The organism is Bradyrhizobium sp. STM 3562, assembly GCF_045571435.1.
In the GTDB taxonomy this organism is placed as follows: domain Bacteria; phylum Pseudomonadota; class Alphaproteobacteria; order Rhizobiales; family Xanthobacteraceae; genus Bradyrhizobium.
In genome coordinates this window covers 5680960-5697305 of record NZ_CP120694.1, presented here as the reverse complement: position 1 = coordinate 5697305, position 16346 = coordinate 5680960, and the positions used below count along the sequence as shown (strand labels likewise).

The following is a 16346-nucleotide window of genomic DNA, read 5'->3' as shown; positions in this document are numbered from 1 at the left end:
CGGGCATTGCTCCACCACCTCCACCTGAATTGGCCATCTCGCTCAGCTGGTGCTCAATGGCAGCACCTTGCGGATCGTTTAGGGTCCTCGGCCTCTTCGCTGCTCTCAACTCACCTGTGTCATGCCCATCGCTGATGAGGGCGTCCTCGCCTGGCAGGAGGTTGCTCCTGACAAGCGCACCCACCAGCCCGTTGGGGCACTGCTGGCCGTCGCTAGACACATTGGGATGGAGGCCACCGGGCGGCCCCTGATCCGGCATCGCGGCACCGGCTGGGCGGGCCTGGTTCAATTGCTCCTCAAAGGCCCCTTGGTCGGGGTGGCTCGCTTGAGGCTCTTGCGAGACGGACTGTACCTGCGGCCGACCTGTTACATTGAATGACTCAAAATTGTGCGGGTTCACCCCAGCCTCACGTCTACACTTCACCTGAGCAACCTTACTCAGGCAAGCTTTCGAAAAGCTGACGAGGGCGTCGCTCGCGCACCAATGCATCGCCACATCGCAGAAACCAGACTGCCCCGCGGCTCTCTGATCGCGGGACTTTCTTGCGTTTTAGCAGGCTGTTGAAGAACTCAGCCGCGTTCGCAAACGAAGGCTGAATCGTCGCCATTGTGGATGTAGAAGTGGCCGACGAGCCTGCCCGCAGTGCCGATCATAGCCCATCCGCGACCGCAGGACGGATCATTCTCGTCGTGCCCTTCCCATGAGAACTCGGCGCAGGCCGATCCGTCGCGGGCGCCTAGCGCACGTCCAGGAAGCCCTTGAGAGCCCCAAAGGCGATTTCGCCATCGGACTTGCCCTGGAAGGTGAGATGCGCCTCTTCGGCAAGATCGAGGAACTCGCTGTCCCAGACGTCCATCTCGACGATGCGCCAGCGGCCGACAAAGGCCTTGGCGAAGCCGGGCACCTTGGCCATCAGCCAGTCTCCGCAATCAGCTTGGGCAGCCGCACCAGATTGTAGGCGGCGGCAGCGAAGGTAAAGGCCCATGCGACGCGATCACGGCCACGGAAGCTGGTCTTCTCTTGCCCGGCGACCGTCTTGATCCAGCCGAATGCCTCCTCGATGCGCTTGCGGATGCGCTGACTGATGGCATAGCCGCCGTGCCGGGTCGTTCGTCCGTCAATCGCAGAACTACGGCCGCTGGTGTTCTGTGCAACATGCGGCGTCACGTTCATCGAGCGCAGTTCGTTGACGAAGTCTTCTGCATCGTAGGCTTTGTCGGCGCCAAGCGTGATCGCTGTCGGTCGATCGGCACGAGGCTCGATCATGTGCAGCGCGGCCACCCGTTCGGCATGCCCGCCGGCCTGCGTCAGGCAGGCGTCGACCAGCAGGCCGTGGCGGTTCTCCATCAGCCCGTGCCCGATGAAGCACAGCTTCGTCTCCTTGCCTTTGCCCTTGCGGTAGAGCCTGGCGTCCGGATCGGTGGTTGAAGCATGGGTGTCATTCGAGCGTTTCTGGCCATGGAAGTCCGCTTCGGCATTGCGCCCGCCGCCTGGCGCTGGCGGCTCGCCGGAGCTGTCCTTCGGCTTGACGCTCTTCATCGAGGCCCAGGCCTCGATCAGCGTACCGTCGACCGAGAAGTGATCGCTCGACAGAAGCCTCTTCACCTTGGGCTGCGCCAGCACCGCCGCCAGGAACTTGGCCGCGATGTCGCCTTCCAGCAGCCGGTCGCGGTTCTTCGAGAACACCGAATGGTCCCAGGCTGCGTCGTCAACGCCGATTCCGACGAACCAGCGGAACAGCAGGTCGTATTCCAGTCGCTCCATCAGAAGCCGCTCCGAGCGGATCGAATAAAACGCCTGCAACAGCATCGCCCGCAGCAGCTTCTCCGGCGGGATCGACGGCCGCCCAATTGGCGAATAGAGCGCGGCAAACTCTCGCTCCAGCGCCGACAGGCCTTCGTTCACAATCGTCCGGATCGCTCGCAGCGGATGATTACGCCGCACCCGCGCCTCCAGGTCGACGTAGCTGAACAGTTCGCCCGTTCGATTGTCGCCGCCGCGCACGCACCATCTCCGAGATCTCATCGGAGCCAATGAATCACGGTCGCCGGTCGGCGGCGAGCGCCTTTTTCAACAGCCTGCTAGTCTTACTGCGTCATAAATTTCGGTAGCTACTTTGACTTGAGACTGCCCTGATACAACAAGGGCATCGAGATAGTGTGGACGCCAGAGCGGCGCTCAATCTTCGCCGAACGGTCGCGATCGAATTTGGAACGTGCCGTTCAGGCCGCAATGGCGGCCCCCCTCGGGCGATAAGTTTCGGGAATTGTAATTTCTTTGAAAAGCCCGGTGGAAGCTGTTGCTGAGGGGGAAATCGTCTCCCGCTCGGAGACCAGGAATCCGTAGGCCGCGATGCACAGCGTTGCGTGATGGTGGAAGCCGCGCCAGCCTCGCCCCTCGAAGTGGCCAAGGCCGATCTCCTGTTTGAGTTCGTGGTAGTCGCGCTCAATGCGCCAGCGCAGTTTGGCGGTGTCGACCAGCTGACGGAATCCAATGTTGGCCGGAAGCGTCGAGAACCAATATTTGCTGGGTGCTTCCTCGCCCTCTGGCCACTCGATCAGCAGCCATTCCTCCGGCCGGCTTTCGGCGAGCCAGTAATCTCGATGGGCCGGACGGATGCGGACACGGGCAAAGCGGGAGGATAAGCGTTCCGCCGCCCCCTCACGCCACGTGATCTTGCGCCAAGCATCCATTGGCAGGCCAAGCGCAAGCTTCTTAACTGAGATCGGTTGATACTTGCCATCACGTCGCAGCAACTTCGGAGGTCGCCCGCTCCCAGACCACTTCTTCGGCGCCCGCGGCCCAGTGCCAGGGCGCCATACGGACGTTTGCGGCTGGATGCCGGCCACATAGTTCAAGCCGAGATCTGTGATGCTCGTACGCAGATCGGTATCAGTGCCATAGCCGGCGTCCATCAGCACGACGCCACGCGGCAAGCCCGCCGCACAGGCCCAGCGCAATTGCTCAAGCGCGATGGCCGGCTTGGTTTTGAAGGTGATCTCCTTGGGCACACCGGCTTTGCGCCGACGCGGACGGTCGGTCGCCCACTCCTTTGGTAGATAAAGGCGATACGCCACAGGCAGGCTCGCGTGATGGTTCGCAATCGAAAGGGTCACCGCGACCTGACAATTGTCTTGCTTACCCAGTTGGCCGCAATATTGCCGTGCAACCCCGACCGAATGCCGCCCCTTCTTAGGAAAGCCGGTATCGTCGATGATCCAGGCTTCGATCTGTCCGTGGCGTGCGATGCTCGGCAGCACTAATTCACGGACCTTGGTCAACACCTGCTGGTCCGACCAGTCGCCTTGACCGACAAAATGCAACAACGACTGGTGTTGCGCTCCTGTCCGCTCAGGAGCCGTGATCGCCGCCATCGGCTCGACACTCTTGCGATCGCAAGGCATCATCAGACCGGTGCAGTAATCGCGAAGCGGTTTAGCTCGACCCGCGTGCCCGATGACGCTCGTAAGACCCTCAACATACGCCGAAAACCGCGACGCGACGTCCCCCGATTTTGCCTGGCCCATTTCAGCCTCTCCGTGTGCCGAAAAGATGAGCCTTCTCAATTATATGATTCTTCTCGGCAAAGGCCGCGACACTCTGACTCAGTGAGACTAGGGGAGGTGATGGCCCTTTGATGTATCACGAAGCTCGACTCTCAGTCCAAAGAAGACATATTGTGGATACGTGTGCCGTTTTTATCTTCAAAGCTTTGGCACGGTGCTCTTGTTGTCCATGGCCACACGCCGACGACAAAGCGCGCTCCTGCTCCCGGGCGCGGCGCGGTCCACGGGCTCAAGCTGCTCGAGGGCTATCGCGGCGTCGTGCAGTGCTACGGCTGCACCCTCAACTGAAGCTGAAGGAGCTGTAGTATGAATGCACGTAGTCGGCTGGTGATTGAGCGCGGCAAGCCGAAGACGGTGGTCAGCGACAATGGCAGCGAACTCACCAGCAACGCCATCCTGGCATGGGCCGGTCAGAGCCGCATCGCATGGCACTACATCGCGCCGGGCAAGCCCATGCAGAACGCCTTCATCGAGGCTTCAATGGCCGGCTGCGGGACGAACTGTTGAACGAGACACTTCACCTAAAGCAGTAATGGCCTCCCCAGAGTGCAGCTATCGTCGCTGGCTCGATAGGTGCGCGAGCACATCAAGGAGCAAGTTATCCTCTGCCCCACATGAAGAGGCATTTCGGGTGTTGTAGTGACGGCATCAGCTTGGAAATCAATTATAGTTTCATCGCTTGCCTCGTTATCCCCGGTCGATATGTAATAGCTCGACGAGGCGCATGGCCGAATCATCCCGCTCCATCCCGATCTTCGAGGGGCGCTCTCAGCGCTTCAAGGGACATCCGAGCCTTCACGGCCCGTCGTGCTTTCGGAGCGGGGCAGCAAGATGAAAGCGCGCAGCATCGTCATCTGGTTTAGCCGCGCATATCGCGCCCTCAATCTTGATGGCTGCTCCTCACATTCGGGCGGAGGACATTTATCACCCGCGCGGGTCGCCTGGTGCAAGTGGGTCCTTGCGCGATGTTCAGTTGCTTGCTGGACATCGCTCGATCCAGACCACGCAGGGGTACATCGATGGAGACAGTGACGCCCAGCGGAGGTTGGTATCTCTGATCTAGGACCCCGCTCGCTTAACTTACGACCGCCCCGAAAAATTGGCAAAGCTGACTGCTCCGCGTATCGATCCTCTTGAAGCACACAACCACGCCGACACTTTGATCCGCGTTGCTGGATCACTATCGCTGCTCAATGAGATCGACGACGAGTTTCGTCAGGCGGGCCTGGATGAAGCTGTCGCGTCGGGCAATACTCCGATCATTTTCGATTGGCTCTTAACGGCGTTCAGCTTTCAGGGGATATCCGACAAAGCCACCCGGAGTTACAGATATTCAGGTCTTGCCACACGCTTATATTTGGCTAGTCGACTCGGAGTCGTTATAGCCATCGGCGATCGTGCACGGTGACACCGTACCGCGGCACTTCGAGCTCGTTGAGCTTTTTCCTCTTGAGAGGCAATGAGTGACGGATGAATTGCTCCTCATGGTCGAACATGCGATGTGCCTCCACCACGTAACCTTGTAGGAGAGGTGAAGTTGGGAAGCAGGCGGGGATCCCGTTCCAAATAGAAGGTGAGGACGTGCGCGGCGGCGGCGCCGCCTGTATGCCGTGCCCGTTGAAATGCGTGCGATGACGAGTAGTCGCCGCCCCGAGCTGCCAAAGGGCTTCATCAGCCGCGAGGAAGACCGGTCCTAGCAGGCTGTTGAAAAAGGCGCTCGCCGCCGACCGGCGACCGTGATTCATTGGCTCCGATGAGATTCGGAGATGGTGCGTGCGCGGCGGCGACAATCGAACGGGCGAACTGTTCAGCTACGTCCTGGAGGCGCGGGTGCGGCGTAATCATCCGCTGCGAGCGATCCGGACGATTGTGAACGAAGGCCTGTCGGCGCTGGAGCGAGAGTTTGCCGCGCTCTATTCGCCAATTGGGCGGCCGTCGATCCCGCCGGAGAAGCTGCTGCGGGCGATGCTGTTGCAGGCGTTTTATTCGATCCGCTCGGAGCGGCTTCTGATGGAGCGACTGGAATACGACCTGCTGTTCCGCTGGTTCGTCGGAATCGGCGTTGACGACGCAGCCTGGGACCATTCGGTGTTCTCGAAGAACCGCGACCGGCTGCTGGAAGGCGACATCGCGGCCAAGTTCCTGGCGGCGGTGCTGGCGCAGCCCAAGGTGAAGAGGCTTCTGTCGAGCGATCACTTCTCGGTCGACGGTACGCTGATCGAGGCCTGGGCCTCGATGAAGAGCGTCAAGCCGAAGGACAGCTCCGGCGAGCCGCCAGCGCCAGGCGGCGGGCGCAATGCCGAAGCGGACTTCCATGGCCAGAAACGCTCGAATGACACCCATGCTTCAACCACCGATCCGGACGCCAGGCTCTACCGCAAGGGCAAAGGCAAGGAGACGAAGCTGTGCTTCATCGGGCACGGGCTGATGGAGAACCGCCACGGCCTGCTGGTCGACGCCTGCCTGACGCAGGCCGGCGGGCATGCCGAACGGGTGGCCGCGCTGCACATGATCGAGCCTCGTGCCGATCGACCGACAGCGATCACGCTTGGCGCCGACAAAGCCTACGATGCAGAAGACTTCGTCAACGAACTGCGCTCGATGAACGTGACGCCGCATGTTGCACAGAACACCAGCGGCCGTAGTTCTGCGATTGACGGACGAACGACCCGGCACGGCGGCTATGCCATCAGTCAGCGCATCCGCAAGCGCATCGAGGAGGCATTCGGCTGGATCAAGACGGTCGCCGGGCAAGAGAAGACCAGCTTCCGTGGCCGTGATCGCGTCGCATGGGCCTTTACCTTCGCTGCCGCCGCCTACAATCTGGTGCGGCTGCCCAAGCTGATTGCGGAGACTGGCTGATGGCCAAGGTGCCCGGCTTCGCCAAGGCCTTTGTCGGCCGCTGGCGCATCGTCGAGATGGACGTCTGGGACAGCGAGTTCCTCGATCTTGCCGAAGAGGCGCATCTCACCTTCCGTGAGCGTCATCCAGGGACCACGGGCTGAGGGCTGATCTGGTCGGCTAGGAAGATCTCGTGGAATGATTTGTCACGAGGTCACCATGTCAAAGGATAGTCGTAAGGATGGCGATAAGGATAGGCATACGCCTATCCTCGAGGACGGCTCCGACACACTGCAGCGTGTCGAGATCATCACCGGGACCGGCCGGCGCCGGCGCTGGTCGACCGATGCGAAGGCGGCGATTGTCGCGGAGAGTTTTGCGCCGGGTGCAAGCGTGTCCGCGGTGGCACGACGACACGACATCAGCCCAAGCCTGTTGTTTCTGTGGCGTCGTCAGACAACGCGGGCGAAGGTCGCGGCGTGCGGGGACGGAGCCGTGCCACCTGGCTTTGTGCCGGTCGCGATCACCGGCTGCGGAGGCAAATTGCCGTCGTGCGAGGAGCAGGCGGCGATCGAGATCGAGGTCGGCGCGGTTCGCATCCGCGTCAGGGGAGGGTCGACCGGCGGGCGCTGTGCGAGGTGCTGGCGGCAGTCGGGACGGTTGGCCGATGATCGGGCTGCGACCCGGGTTGTCGATCTGGATCGCGACGCAGCCGGTCGATTTCCGTCGCGGCATGGACTCGCTTGCGATGCTGGTGAGCGAGGCGTTTGGAGCCGATCCGTTCGACGGCGGACTTTACATCTTCCGCTCCAAGCGCCGAGATCGCGTGAAGATCCTGACCTGGGACGGAAGCGGCCTTGTCCTTTACTACAAGAGAATCGAGGGGCAGTTCACCTGGCCGCCGATCAAGCAAGGCGTCATGCCGCTATCTCATGCTCAGCTCTCGGTGCTGCTCGATGGCTCAGACTGGAAGCGTGTGCCGATGCGGGTTGTGGATCAGCCAGCACGAGCTGGTTGATCCGTATCAAAGTAGTTCGTCACTCATGCGGAGCTGTTGTAGAACCACTCTGCATGAGTGATTTGCCTTCCGATCCAGCATTGCTTCGACAAACCGTGACGACGCTGTCGTCACGGCTTGCGGCGTTGTCGGCGGAATGCAGCACGCTTTCGGCCGAGCGTGATGCGGCGATCGCCCAACGCGACGCTGCAGTCCAGGAGAACGACAAGCTTCTGATGATCCTGTCCCAGTACCAGCGCACGATCTTCGGTCCCCGCTCCGAGACACTGGATCCCGGACAACTGTCTCTCTTCACCATCACGGCACAGGTGGCTCGTGCCGCCAACGACGACGTGACCGGAGGCAGGCTGCCTGACGGAGCGGAGGGCCGTGGAAAGCGACCGGCGCGACGCAACCGGGGACGCTCCCGGAGCATTTGCCGCGCATCGATGTCGTGATCGATATCGAGAGCCACATCTGCCCCTGCTGCGGCGAGCGGCTGCACAAGATCGCGGAGACCGTCAAGGAAGCCTTCGACGTCATTCCGATGCAGTACCGGGTCAAGCGCATTGTGCGTCCGCGGTACGGCTGCCGGGGATGCCGCCAGGGTGTGCTGCAGGCACCCGCGCCGGCCCAGGCGATCGATGGCGGGATGGTGACGGAAGCCTTGCTGGCCCACATCGCGGTGATGAAATACGGCTACCAGCTGCCGCTGTATCGGCAGGAACAGATGTTCGCCGCGCAAGGCATCACGCTCGACCGGCAGACGCTGGCCTCGTGGATGGGCCGCGTTGCCTGGTGGCTGAAGCCGCTTCACGCGCTGTTGCGCGACACGATGATGTCCTATCCACGGCTGTTTGCCGATGAGACGCCGCTGCCGGTTCTCGATCCCGGCCGTGGCAGGACCAAAGTCTGCCAGTTCTGGGCAATCGCCATCGATGACCGGTCGTGGGGCGGCCCGGCACCGCCGGCGGTGGTCTACGTGTTTGCCGAGGATCGCAAGGCGATCCGCGCCAAGCAGCTGTTCGGGGACTACCACGGCATCCTGCAGGTCGATGGCTATGCCGCCTACAAGGGCCTGATCAAGAGCGGCGGCCGTCTGATGCAGCTGGCGTTCTGCTTCGCGCATGCGCGGCGGAAGTTCTGGGACGTTCACGTCGCGACCAAGTCGCCGATTGCCGCGGAAGCGCTGCAACGGATCGCGATGTTCTACGCTATCGAGGATCGCATCCGCGGTCTGCCGGCGGCGCATCGGGCTGCAGTGCGGCAAAGCGATACCAGGCCGTTGATCGAGGACTTCAAACCCTGGCTCGAGGCGCGGCTGCTGGAAGTCTCGAAGAAATCCGGTCTGGGCAAAGCCATCCGCTACACCCTCAACCACTGGGACGGCCTGACGCGCTTCATCGATGACGGACGCATTGAAATAGACAACAATACGGTCGAGCGCAGCATCAAGCCGATAGGGCTTGGAAAGAAGAACTATTTGTTCGCGGGCAGCGAAGGCGGCGCCGAGACATGGGCCATTCTCGCGTCGCTCATCAACTCGGCAAAGCTGCAAGATATCGACCCACGGCACTATCTGACCGACGTTCTTGAGCGCATCGTCTCTGGACGCACAAAGATCAATCAGCTGCACACGCTGCTGCCGTGGAATTGGAAGGCCGAGCGCGATGGTTCGGAGACAAAGCTCGCCGCCTGATCAGTTCGACGGCAGAGCATCTGGAACTTCTTGCGCGTCGCTGGTGTCGTCATAGATTTCCTCGCGGATCACGCGCAGCGTCACCTCGTGTAGATAGACTTGCAGCGCCCTCTCCAGCTCGGTGAACTCCGGCAACAGAATCTTGTCGACGAAGCCCCGCGACGCGCGGACCATCACCGTGTTGCGTCGCTGGCGGTGGTAACGAAACGGCCGTAGCCCGTACCGGCGGCAAAGCGCCAGAAACAGATGCCGCGACCATTGGTCAGGAAGTGAGAATTGCTGCTCGATCGGCGGATCGTGACGCGCCAGCTCCTCGACCCGGGCGCGCACCCGCTGCAGCGCAGCTTCCGCCGCAAGGCGCTCACCAGCAGTTCCAGCACCCACGAACAACGCCTCGATCTTCCGAAGCTTCTCGCGCAGCTGAGAATCGCTGGTCATTCTGATGCCCCGTTGCCCGCTCCAACCCGGGATCACCCCATCACCGCGCAACGGTAGCGTCAATCACCCTGACTGCGCTATCCAGAGCATTCCGCGCTAGTCAAGGCCGGACACGGCGATCCTCCCATGACGCTCACGATGCTCTCATGCCCTGGCACTTCAAAGCCTGAACGGCCTCAGCTTCGCGCTTACGTTAGAACGTCCCTTTAAAATCTGCCCACCGTCCTCCCGTACTGATCGTGGGCCATCGGCCTGCAAATGACGAGCGCGAATTGCAGGACTAAGCTCATCATTGCCGGGTGCTAAGCCGATCCGTGCGAAAGCCCGTTAGCCATGCCGGAAATCGAGTTCGTTCGCGACGAGCTTTCGATTGATTCAGTGTGCGAGGCCCGCATGTAAATGGCGTGCGCGCTATCCGTAGCGAGCCAGTGTGTCAGGTCGGATTAGCAAGTGTTTGCCGCCAACCCCACCTTGCGCACAGCTGCAATCATATTGGCAAACCAACGCTCATACTGTCGGATTTAATCCGTAGCATCGGTTTGTGTGCAGCACGAGACAGGTCTTTAACGGCAAATTCCGCGGCGTATTCGGCCTTCTCCTTAGCGTCCTTTGGGATTAATGACATTAGCGACTTCGAGATGCCGTTTGCCAAAGACACCCGCATTTCCTGCATAGCGAGGGCTCGCACTGGGTCGTCACCCGTATAAGTCTTGGTGAAATTAAAGATGATCTGGAATAGCCTCTCGGGGGAATCAATGAGCTTCTTTTCACGAAGCAGATCAAGGTGAAGCGTAATTGCGCTGCTGAAATCAACCGATGATGATTCTGTTGACCAGTTGTGTTGAGAGTAACCCGTATCCTTCCTTACTTCTTTCGTCTTTGCCGTGAAGAGCAGCAGCTCTGTGCCGCCGCTATATCTCCACGTACTGTTCTCTTCGAAAACGTGCACAGCTGTTCCGAACGCAGCGTCACTATAATCCCAGTTCTTGCTTCCCCGCACGACATCATCCTTTAAGGACCAGCCAGCGAGCACAAAGTGGATATCCCTTCCAGACCTAACGTCGAACCAGCCCAGTGATGGAATAATCTCCTTTTCCGCGATAGGCTGCCCCTTCCTCATGAACAGCACTGCCATGAGTCGAGGCCCTTGCTCGTCTCCCAAAATTGAATCCGCTAGCATTTCGAATTCAGGAAAATAGGTGATTCTTCCTGGGATCATGAGCCGCCTCGTGGAAAAAAATCCCTCTTCGTGATTCTCACATTACTTGTATATGCGCCTTCAAGAATGTAACGCAAAGTAGCTGTTGCACTGGAAACGCTCTCCGGAAGAGCACGCGGCGGATTGAGTTTTGGAGATCAGCTCACTCATGCGTTCTCCTCCTAGCTCCGCACGCCACCCATAGGTCTCGCGCCGGTACCGTAGCGCGTACTGCCCTTAGCGGACTACCGGCGCTTGGGCGAGGAGTCTACATCCGAATCGTCGCGCCAAACTGGGCATCTGTAAACATAATGGTGAAAAGTGATCGAGTTAGCCTGTCGAGAGTTAGGTGCGCCGCACCGCGCAACTTGCCTTGCTGCTGCAATGAAAATGACCAGGGCTCCGCGTGAACGCTGGTCGTCACAACGCCGCCTCCATCCTGTTTGATTACGTAAAAAGTCCTTCGCTGAGGCACCTGCGTGATCCACACAGCGTTCACAAGGTCGCGCGAGATCGTGAAAGCGCTCGATGGCGCAAGCTCCGGGTGGAAGAAGTGGGAGGGGCAACGGGAAGAGGTCGCGCAATCTGCGGCTCCATGCTGGATACCCATCGAGGACCTCCAAGCGTTTCTGAATACGTGCCCGGCCCAAGGTCGCGGCGATGCGAACAAGGCGCTGAAGAAGATTGCTTAAGCCCTTCGATGATCCCATGAAGGTCCATAGCGCGCCGGTGTGGCCTTCTGCTTGATCGTCGCGACAGCTTCTGTGTTGCCGGTGCTGCTTGCCTACGAGCGCGCGGGCACCATTTGGATTGCCGAGCTTCACTCCGCGCGCCTTGGCAGCGGCAAGCGCCTTATTGGTGCGCTCACCAATCAAGCCAGCTTCTAACTCCGCGACAGCCGCCATTTGCGTTATCACGAACTTCCCCATAGGACCGGGAGGTAAGCTTCCTGCTTGGAACGAGGCCGGACACGCGCTTCCAGTTTATCGAGTGCTTGCTGATTGAGTGCTTCGGTTTGATCCTCCCCCGGCCTGCGTATTTCGGTGGCACGCCGCGGTGAAGGAGGGGCAGGACCAATTCGACGCAGTCAGGCGTGCAGTTGAGGGCAGCAGGCCGCTCAGCAAGGTTGGCAAAGCCGACCGCTCAAGGGCAATTAGCGAGGCCGGGTCCTGTGCTCGCGCGCGTGCGCCCCCAACCCGACCGGCGTTGACACGCGTGACAGCTCGAAAAAACATGAGGGATGGCAACCTCAACGGCATCTTGAATAGCTGTCAACCTACTGATTTCCTTAGAATTTGCCATTCCCCCTAAGGGGTGTAAGAACGGAAGCGCGCTTGGCTACTGCGGCCACGGCGAAAAGCTCCACAGAAGCCTCCATGCCTAGCCGCCAGTTGCAAAACCGGGGAAAAGCATCATGCCCCCATCGATGAACAGGGTCGCGCCTGTGACGTAGTCGGCAGCGTCCGAAACCAGCCAGGCGACCGCCTGCGCGATGTCGTCAGGCTCTCCTATGCGCTTGTAAGGGACCAGCGTCATAAGGCTTTGGTAGGCCTCTTTGGTTTCCCAAGCCGGCCGATTGATTGGTGTGCGAATAGCGCCCGGTGCCACCCCGTTGACGCGGATGGCGAGCGGAGCCACTTCCTGGGCCACGCTTTTCATCATCTGCATGACGCCGCCTTTCGACGCTGCATAGTTCGCGTGTGCTGCCCAGGGTATTTCCTGGTGGACGGAGCTCATGCAGACCAGCTTGCCGGCCGCAACGGAGATGTCCTTCACGACACCTCGTCTCCTGAATTCACGTATAGCTTCCCTGGCGCAGAGGAACTGGCCCGTGAGATTGACGCCGATGACCTTATTCCATTGTTCGAGACTCATTTCGTGGAATGGGGCATCGCGTTGCAAGCCCGCGTTGCTCACCACGATGTGTAGCGTCCCGAATTGATCGATGGCCCTGGCAAACATCGATCGGACATCCTCCTCGTTGCTGACGTCGGCCTTGATTGTCATCGCCTTCCGGCCGAGCGCTTCGATCTGGTTGGCCACATCTTCGGCCGCCTCGGAATCCACGATGTAGTTGACGACGACGTTGGCGCCTGAGGCGGCGAGGCCGAGGGCAACTGCGCGACCGATCCCCGAGTTTGCGCCGGTCACAAGCGCTGGCTGCCCCTCCAGCACGACTGGAAAACGGGCGAGCGGTCGAGGCCGTTCACCAGGACCGGCTGGCGCAGTCCGATCGGTTGAGTTCTCTGCCATGCTTGCCTCCTAGACGGAGCTCGTCGCCCGTTGTCCTTTGCTCGGCACCGCCTTTTTGCTGCCGCGGTGCTCCGAAGGCTTCTCGCGATGCGTGAGGTTATGGGCGGTATTGACCAGCGCGACGTGAGAGAAAGCCTGCGGGAAATTCCCCACCAGGCGCCCTCGTGTGATGTCGTACTCTTCTGAGAGCAAGCCAACGTCACTGCGAAGCGCCAGAAGCCGCTCGAACAACGCCTTGGCATCCGCGTCACGGCCAACGAGATGATGCGCGTCCGCCAGCCAAAAGCTGCAGGCGAGGAACATGCCTTCCCCGGGTGGCAGACCATCCTTTGTTGCGCCCGTATCATATCGCCTGACGAAGCCGTCCTCGACCAACTCCCGTTCGATCGCATTGATCGTCGAGATCACGCGCCGGTTATCGGGCGGCAAGAACCCCACCGCCGGGATGAGCAGCAAACTCGCATCGAGCTGCGGCTCGCCATACGCCTGGACAAAAGTCTGCCGCCGTTCGTCATAGCCGTGCCGACACACGTTTTCGTGGATCGCCGCGCGCTCCGCTTCCCAGTCCCGCACCGGCCCATGCATGCCGAACTCGGCCGCCGACCTGATGGCACGATCGAAGGCGACCCACGCCATGATTTTGGAGTAGGTGAAATGCTTCGCTCCTCCGCGAACTTCCCAAACGCCTTCGTCCGGTTCGGTCCAGATGTCTTTGAGATGATCGAGCAGGGCGCATTGGATTGACCACGCCCGCTTGTTCTCACGCAGCCCCCCGCGGCGCGCCTGATATAGGGCGTCCATCAATTCGCCATACACGTCGAGTTGAAGCTGGGTATGCGCCGCGTTTCCGATGCGCACTGGCTTGGAGTTCTCATATCCCGAGAGCCAGGGCACCTCCCATTCGGTCAGCCGCCGCTCGCCCGTGACCGCGTACATGATCTGAAGTTGCTTAGGACTTCCCGCGACTGCGCGGACGAGCCAATCTCGCCACGCGCGCGCCTCGTCGTAGTAGCCCGCTCCCATGAGGGCCAAAAGGGTCAGCGTCGCGTCGCGGACCCAGCAGAAGCGATAGTCCCAGTTTCTCGGGCCGCCGATCTGCTCCGGAAGGGAGGTCGTCGCCGCGGCAACAATGCCGCCGCTCGGCGCGAACGTCAGCGCCTTGAGCGTTATCAGCGACCGCAGAACCGCCTCCGAGTACGGGCCTGCCGCTTCGCAGCGGCTGGACCAATCGCGCCAGAAGCGCTCAGTTGCATCCAATAGGGCGCTTGGGTCCTCGGCAGCCGCAGGCTCCTCGTACGAAATTTGGTGGGAAAGAACGAAGGCAAGGCGCTGCCCATGTCTAACTGAAAACGCACCCAAGGTCTTCATGGACGACTCGCCGCGCATAGGCGCGTCGGTCCTCAGCAGCAGCATGGACGGCCCCGCGACAAGACTGACCGCTCCATCTTCGGTACGACTGACCCATGGCACGCTGATCCCCTAGTCAAAACGCGCCACCAATTCGCTGTTCATCTCGACCTTGCCTTCGAGGCCCTCGACGATCCTGACGACCTTTGAAAAATCTATCTTTGGAGGCATGAAATCGGTGAGCCGGACACGACCTCGATCAGTCGTAAAGATGGTGTCCAGGATCAAAGTGCCCCGCCGGTAGCGCCGCTCGCTGACACCTCCATCGACCGGACAAAGTTTCCAGTATCCGTTCTCCTCATTGCCGAGGAGTCGTCCGAAGCAGCTACCGGAATCAAATCGCGGGACGGAGAGCCAATCGATCGAACCGTCGCGCCCGACCAAGGCTCCGGTCTCACAATCGCCGATAAGCGCGTACTCTTCGATCCGAGCCATTCAAGACACCCAGTCGGACCAATAGGCATCGCGCCCTCCAGTTCCCGCTGCGGGATTTCGGCGGCATATACTTTCGGCGAAAGGCATGTCCGACATTACGAGCGACCGGTGGATGGCTAGCTTGTCTGTTCATCCGCCTTAGCGCTGCCCGTCGCACGTCCTTCGGTGCTCCCGCCGCAAGTTCCTTTCGTTTCCCTTCGTCACGCCCGTTTTGTCCAAGGGCTTCGTGCCGCCCCGCTGCAATCCGGAGGCGATCCCTGACGATCCGGTTTTGCGGTCCTGCGAATTGGAAGATTGATCTCACTTCATGAGCTGTCCTCGCAGAACGGCCGCCTGTATCAATCGCCGAGCGAGGCTATCGTTCGGCCGTACACTGGGCGTCGAAATGGCAGGTAAAGGCGGCGTGTCCGGGGACCGGCTCCTGAACGCGATGACCTGACGAGATAATCAGCCATCTGAAGCGCGGAAACCGCGAACTTTGTCTCGGGCGGCTTTAGGCAGAGGTCGCACCTGATGCTGAATTGGACTAGCGCTGGCATCAGGCCGCGCTCGAGTTCGGCTGCATGATAGAGCATCAATCCGGACGCGCACTCGATCCGCGAGCTCGACCACATCGCGTAATCGACAGGGGAGCGAGCACCGCTTTCCCTAGACGCTCCATGCAGCAACTCCTCGCCCAGTCGCACGAAGGCTCCGAACAGGAGGAGATCCGATGAACTCGATGGCGCAGCTTCTCGCCGTTATCGGCGTCGATGGCCTCGGCCCAGCTCATCAGGTGGACGACGTACAGCATCCCGACCGGCACCTCGCTTGACTTTGCATCCTCGATCTTCACCCGAGGAGCGGGCCGGCCGAACGGTTATGGGCAACGATTGCGCAGACTGATCGGCGTGCCGACCTCACGACACAGTCTGCACCCGACCTTGCGAACGACTCGCCCGGCTTCTTTCTTCGCGAAGAAGCGTCCGCGGAGCGCAGCCGGCTCCGGTCGGTGAGACTGCCGCTCGAACGATGCGCGCGGCGGGATCGAACGCTCTTCAAGCCGCGCCAGCGCGAGGCCTCATGCTCGAAGCCTTTGTCGAGAATGAGCTGCAGGCTCTAATCTGGCTTGTCGGTGATGCCGGCAGCCATAACGCGGCAGCCCGGCTAATCTCGAGGGTTGAGGGGAAAGTGAATGCATGATGCGAGAGAAGATGAAAGTGGTGCGGAGGCCGGCGGAACCTGGAGCCTTACCGCAACGCTGTGAATTTCGTCAGCTTCTCGAAAGCTTGCCCGAGTAGGAGGGTAGCCAATTTTGGACGCGAGGCTAGCGTGGACAAGTTTGACCCATTCAACGTATCATCATGGTCGCAGGCGCAGCACACCGTCTCGGAAGAGCGGCAACCGAGTCGGGCGGGACACGAGACGTTTGATCAGCAGGTGCACCAAGCGCGTTTGGTCGATGTTGCACTTCCCGCTGGCGGGTTTCTACCCGATGACCTGTGTCGGTGCTACCCGCATCTATCTGACAC

General features: G+C 60.6%; 10 protein-coding genes and 5 pseudogenes. 7 read left to right on the top strand and 8 right to left on the bottom strand.

Features of this window, described 5'->3' with window-relative positions:
• Positions 1 to 570: 570 nt before the first annotated feature.
• The 3 genes and pseudogenes from P6U23_RS26560 to P6U23_RS26550 form a co-directional block, all read right to left on the bottom strand.
• Positions 571 to 914: pseudogene (locus P6U23_RS26560) on the bottom strand (hypothetical protein).
• On the bottom strand, positions 914 to 2005 hold the full coding sequence (locus P6U23_RS26555) for an IS5 family transposase (RefSeq protein ID WP_407175447.1): 1092 nt from the start codon (positions 2003 to 2005) through the stop codon (positions 914 to 916). Before P6U23_RS26555 ends, P6U23_RS26560 begins: the two are co-directional and overlap by 1 nt.
• 218 nt (positions 2006 to 2223) lie before the next feature.
• Complete coding sequence (locus tag P6U23_RS26550) at positions 2224 to 3528, bottom strand: IS701 family transposase (protein WP_407175446.1); 1305 nt, start codon at positions 3526 to 3528, stop codon at positions 2224 to 2226.
• Between the two features lie 360 nt (positions 3529 to 3888).
• Here P6U23_RS26550 and P6U23_RS26545 point away from each other — a divergent pair.
• From P6U23_RS26545 to tnpC, 7 genes and pseudogenes are all read left to right on the top strand, one after another.
• Positions 3889 to 4085 (top strand): annotated as a pseudogene (locus P6U23_RS26545) (integrase core domain-containing protein); the annotation flags it as partial.
• 581 nt (positions 4086 to 4666) lie between these two features.
• On the top strand, positions 4667 to 4975 hold the full coding sequence (locus tag P6U23_RS26540) for a hypothetical protein (RefSeq protein ID WP_407175445.1): 309 nt from the start codon (positions 4667 to 4669) through the stop codon (positions 4973 to 4975).
• A gap of 365 nt (positions 4976 to 5340) precedes the next feature.
• Positions 5341 to 6429, top strand: coding sequence for an IS5 family transposase (locus P6U23_RS26535; protein WP_407175444.1), 1089 nt, complete (start codon positions 5341 to 5343; stop codon positions 6427 to 6429).
• On the top strand, positions 6429 to 6572 hold the full coding sequence (locus tag P6U23_RS26530; RefSeq protein WP_407181782.1) for a hypothetical protein: 144 nt from the start codon (positions 6429 to 6431) through the stop codon (positions 6570 to 6572). Before P6U23_RS26535 ends, P6U23_RS26530 begins: the two co-directional genes overlap by 1 nt.
• A 34-nt stretch (positions 6573 to 6606) precedes the next feature.
• A pseudogene (gene tnpA, locus P6U23_RS26525) lies at positions 6607 to 6987 on the top strand (IS66-like element accessory protein TnpA); the annotation flags it as partial.
• A gap of 88 nt (positions 6988 to 7075) precedes the next feature.
• Complete coding sequence (gene tnpB, locus P6U23_RS26520) at positions 7076 to 7426, top strand: IS66 family insertion sequence element accessory protein TnpB (RefSeq protein ID WP_407175594.1); 351 nt, start codon at positions 7076 to 7078, stop codon at positions 7424 to 7426.
• Between the two features lie 53 nt (positions 7427 to 7479).
• A pseudogene (gene tnpC, locus P6U23_RS26515) lies at positions 7480 to 9104 on the top strand (IS66 family transposase).
• On the opposite strand, the gene P6U23_RS26510 reads toward tnpC, so the two are convergent.
• From P6U23_RS26510 to P6U23_RS26490, 5 genes and pseudogenes are all read right to left on the bottom strand, one after another.
• On the bottom strand, positions 9105 to 9542 hold the full coding sequence (locus tag P6U23_RS26510; RefSeq protein WP_074279456.1) for a hypothetical protein: 438 nt from the start codon (positions 9540 to 9542) through the stop codon (positions 9105 to 9107).
• Positions 9543 to 10029: 487 nt separating this feature from the next.
• On the bottom strand, positions 10030 to 10761 hold the full coding sequence (locus P6U23_RS26505) for a hypothetical protein (RefSeq protein WP_407175443.1): 732 nt from the start codon (positions 10759 to 10761) through the stop codon (positions 10030 to 10032).
• Between the two features lie 224 nt (positions 10762 to 10985).
• Entirely contained in the window at positions 10986 to 11645 is a 660-nt protein-coding gene (locus tag P6U23_RS26500) for a hypothetical protein (RefSeq protein ID WP_407175442.1), read from the bottom strand.
• Positions 11646 to 12120: 475 nt separating this feature from the next.
• Complete coding sequence (locus tag P6U23_RS26495) at positions 12121 to 12891, bottom strand: glucose 1-dehydrogenase (RefSeq protein WP_407175441.1); 771 nt, start codon at positions 12889 to 12891, stop codon at positions 12121 to 12123.
• Between the two features lie 111 nt (positions 12892 to 13002).
• A pseudogene (locus P6U23_RS26490) lies at positions 13003 to 14835 on the bottom strand (glycoside hydrolase family 15 protein).
• Positions 14836 to 16346 lie beyond the last annotated feature (1511 nt).

Bases quoted from the DNA above. Each gene is read 5' to 3' on its own strand.
- P6U23_RS26530 (WP_407181782.1), top strand. From the start codon at position 6,429: ATGGCCAAGGTGCCCGGCTTCGCCAAGGCCTTTGTCGGCCGCTGGCGC.
- tnpB (WP_407175594.1), top strand. From the start codon at position 7,076: ATGATCGGGCTGCGACCCGGGTTGTCGATCTGGATCGCGACGCAGCCG.
- P6U23_RS26505 (WP_407175443.1), bottom strand. From the start codon at position 10,761: ATGATCCCAGGAAGAATCACCTATTTTCCTGAATTCGAAATGCTAGCG.
- P6U23_RS26500 (WP_407175442.1), bottom strand. From the start codon at position 11,645: ATGGCGGCTGTCGCGGAGTTAGAAGCTGGCTTGATTGGTGAGCGCACC.
- P6U23_RS26550 (WP_407175446.1), bottom strand. From the start codon at position 3,528: ATGGGCCAGGCAAAATCGGGGGACGTCGCGTCGCGGTTTTCGGCGTAT.
- P6U23_RS26510 (WP_074279456.1), bottom strand. From the start codon at position 9,542: ATGACCAGCGATTCTCAGCTGCGCGAGAAGCTTCGGAAGATCGAGGCG.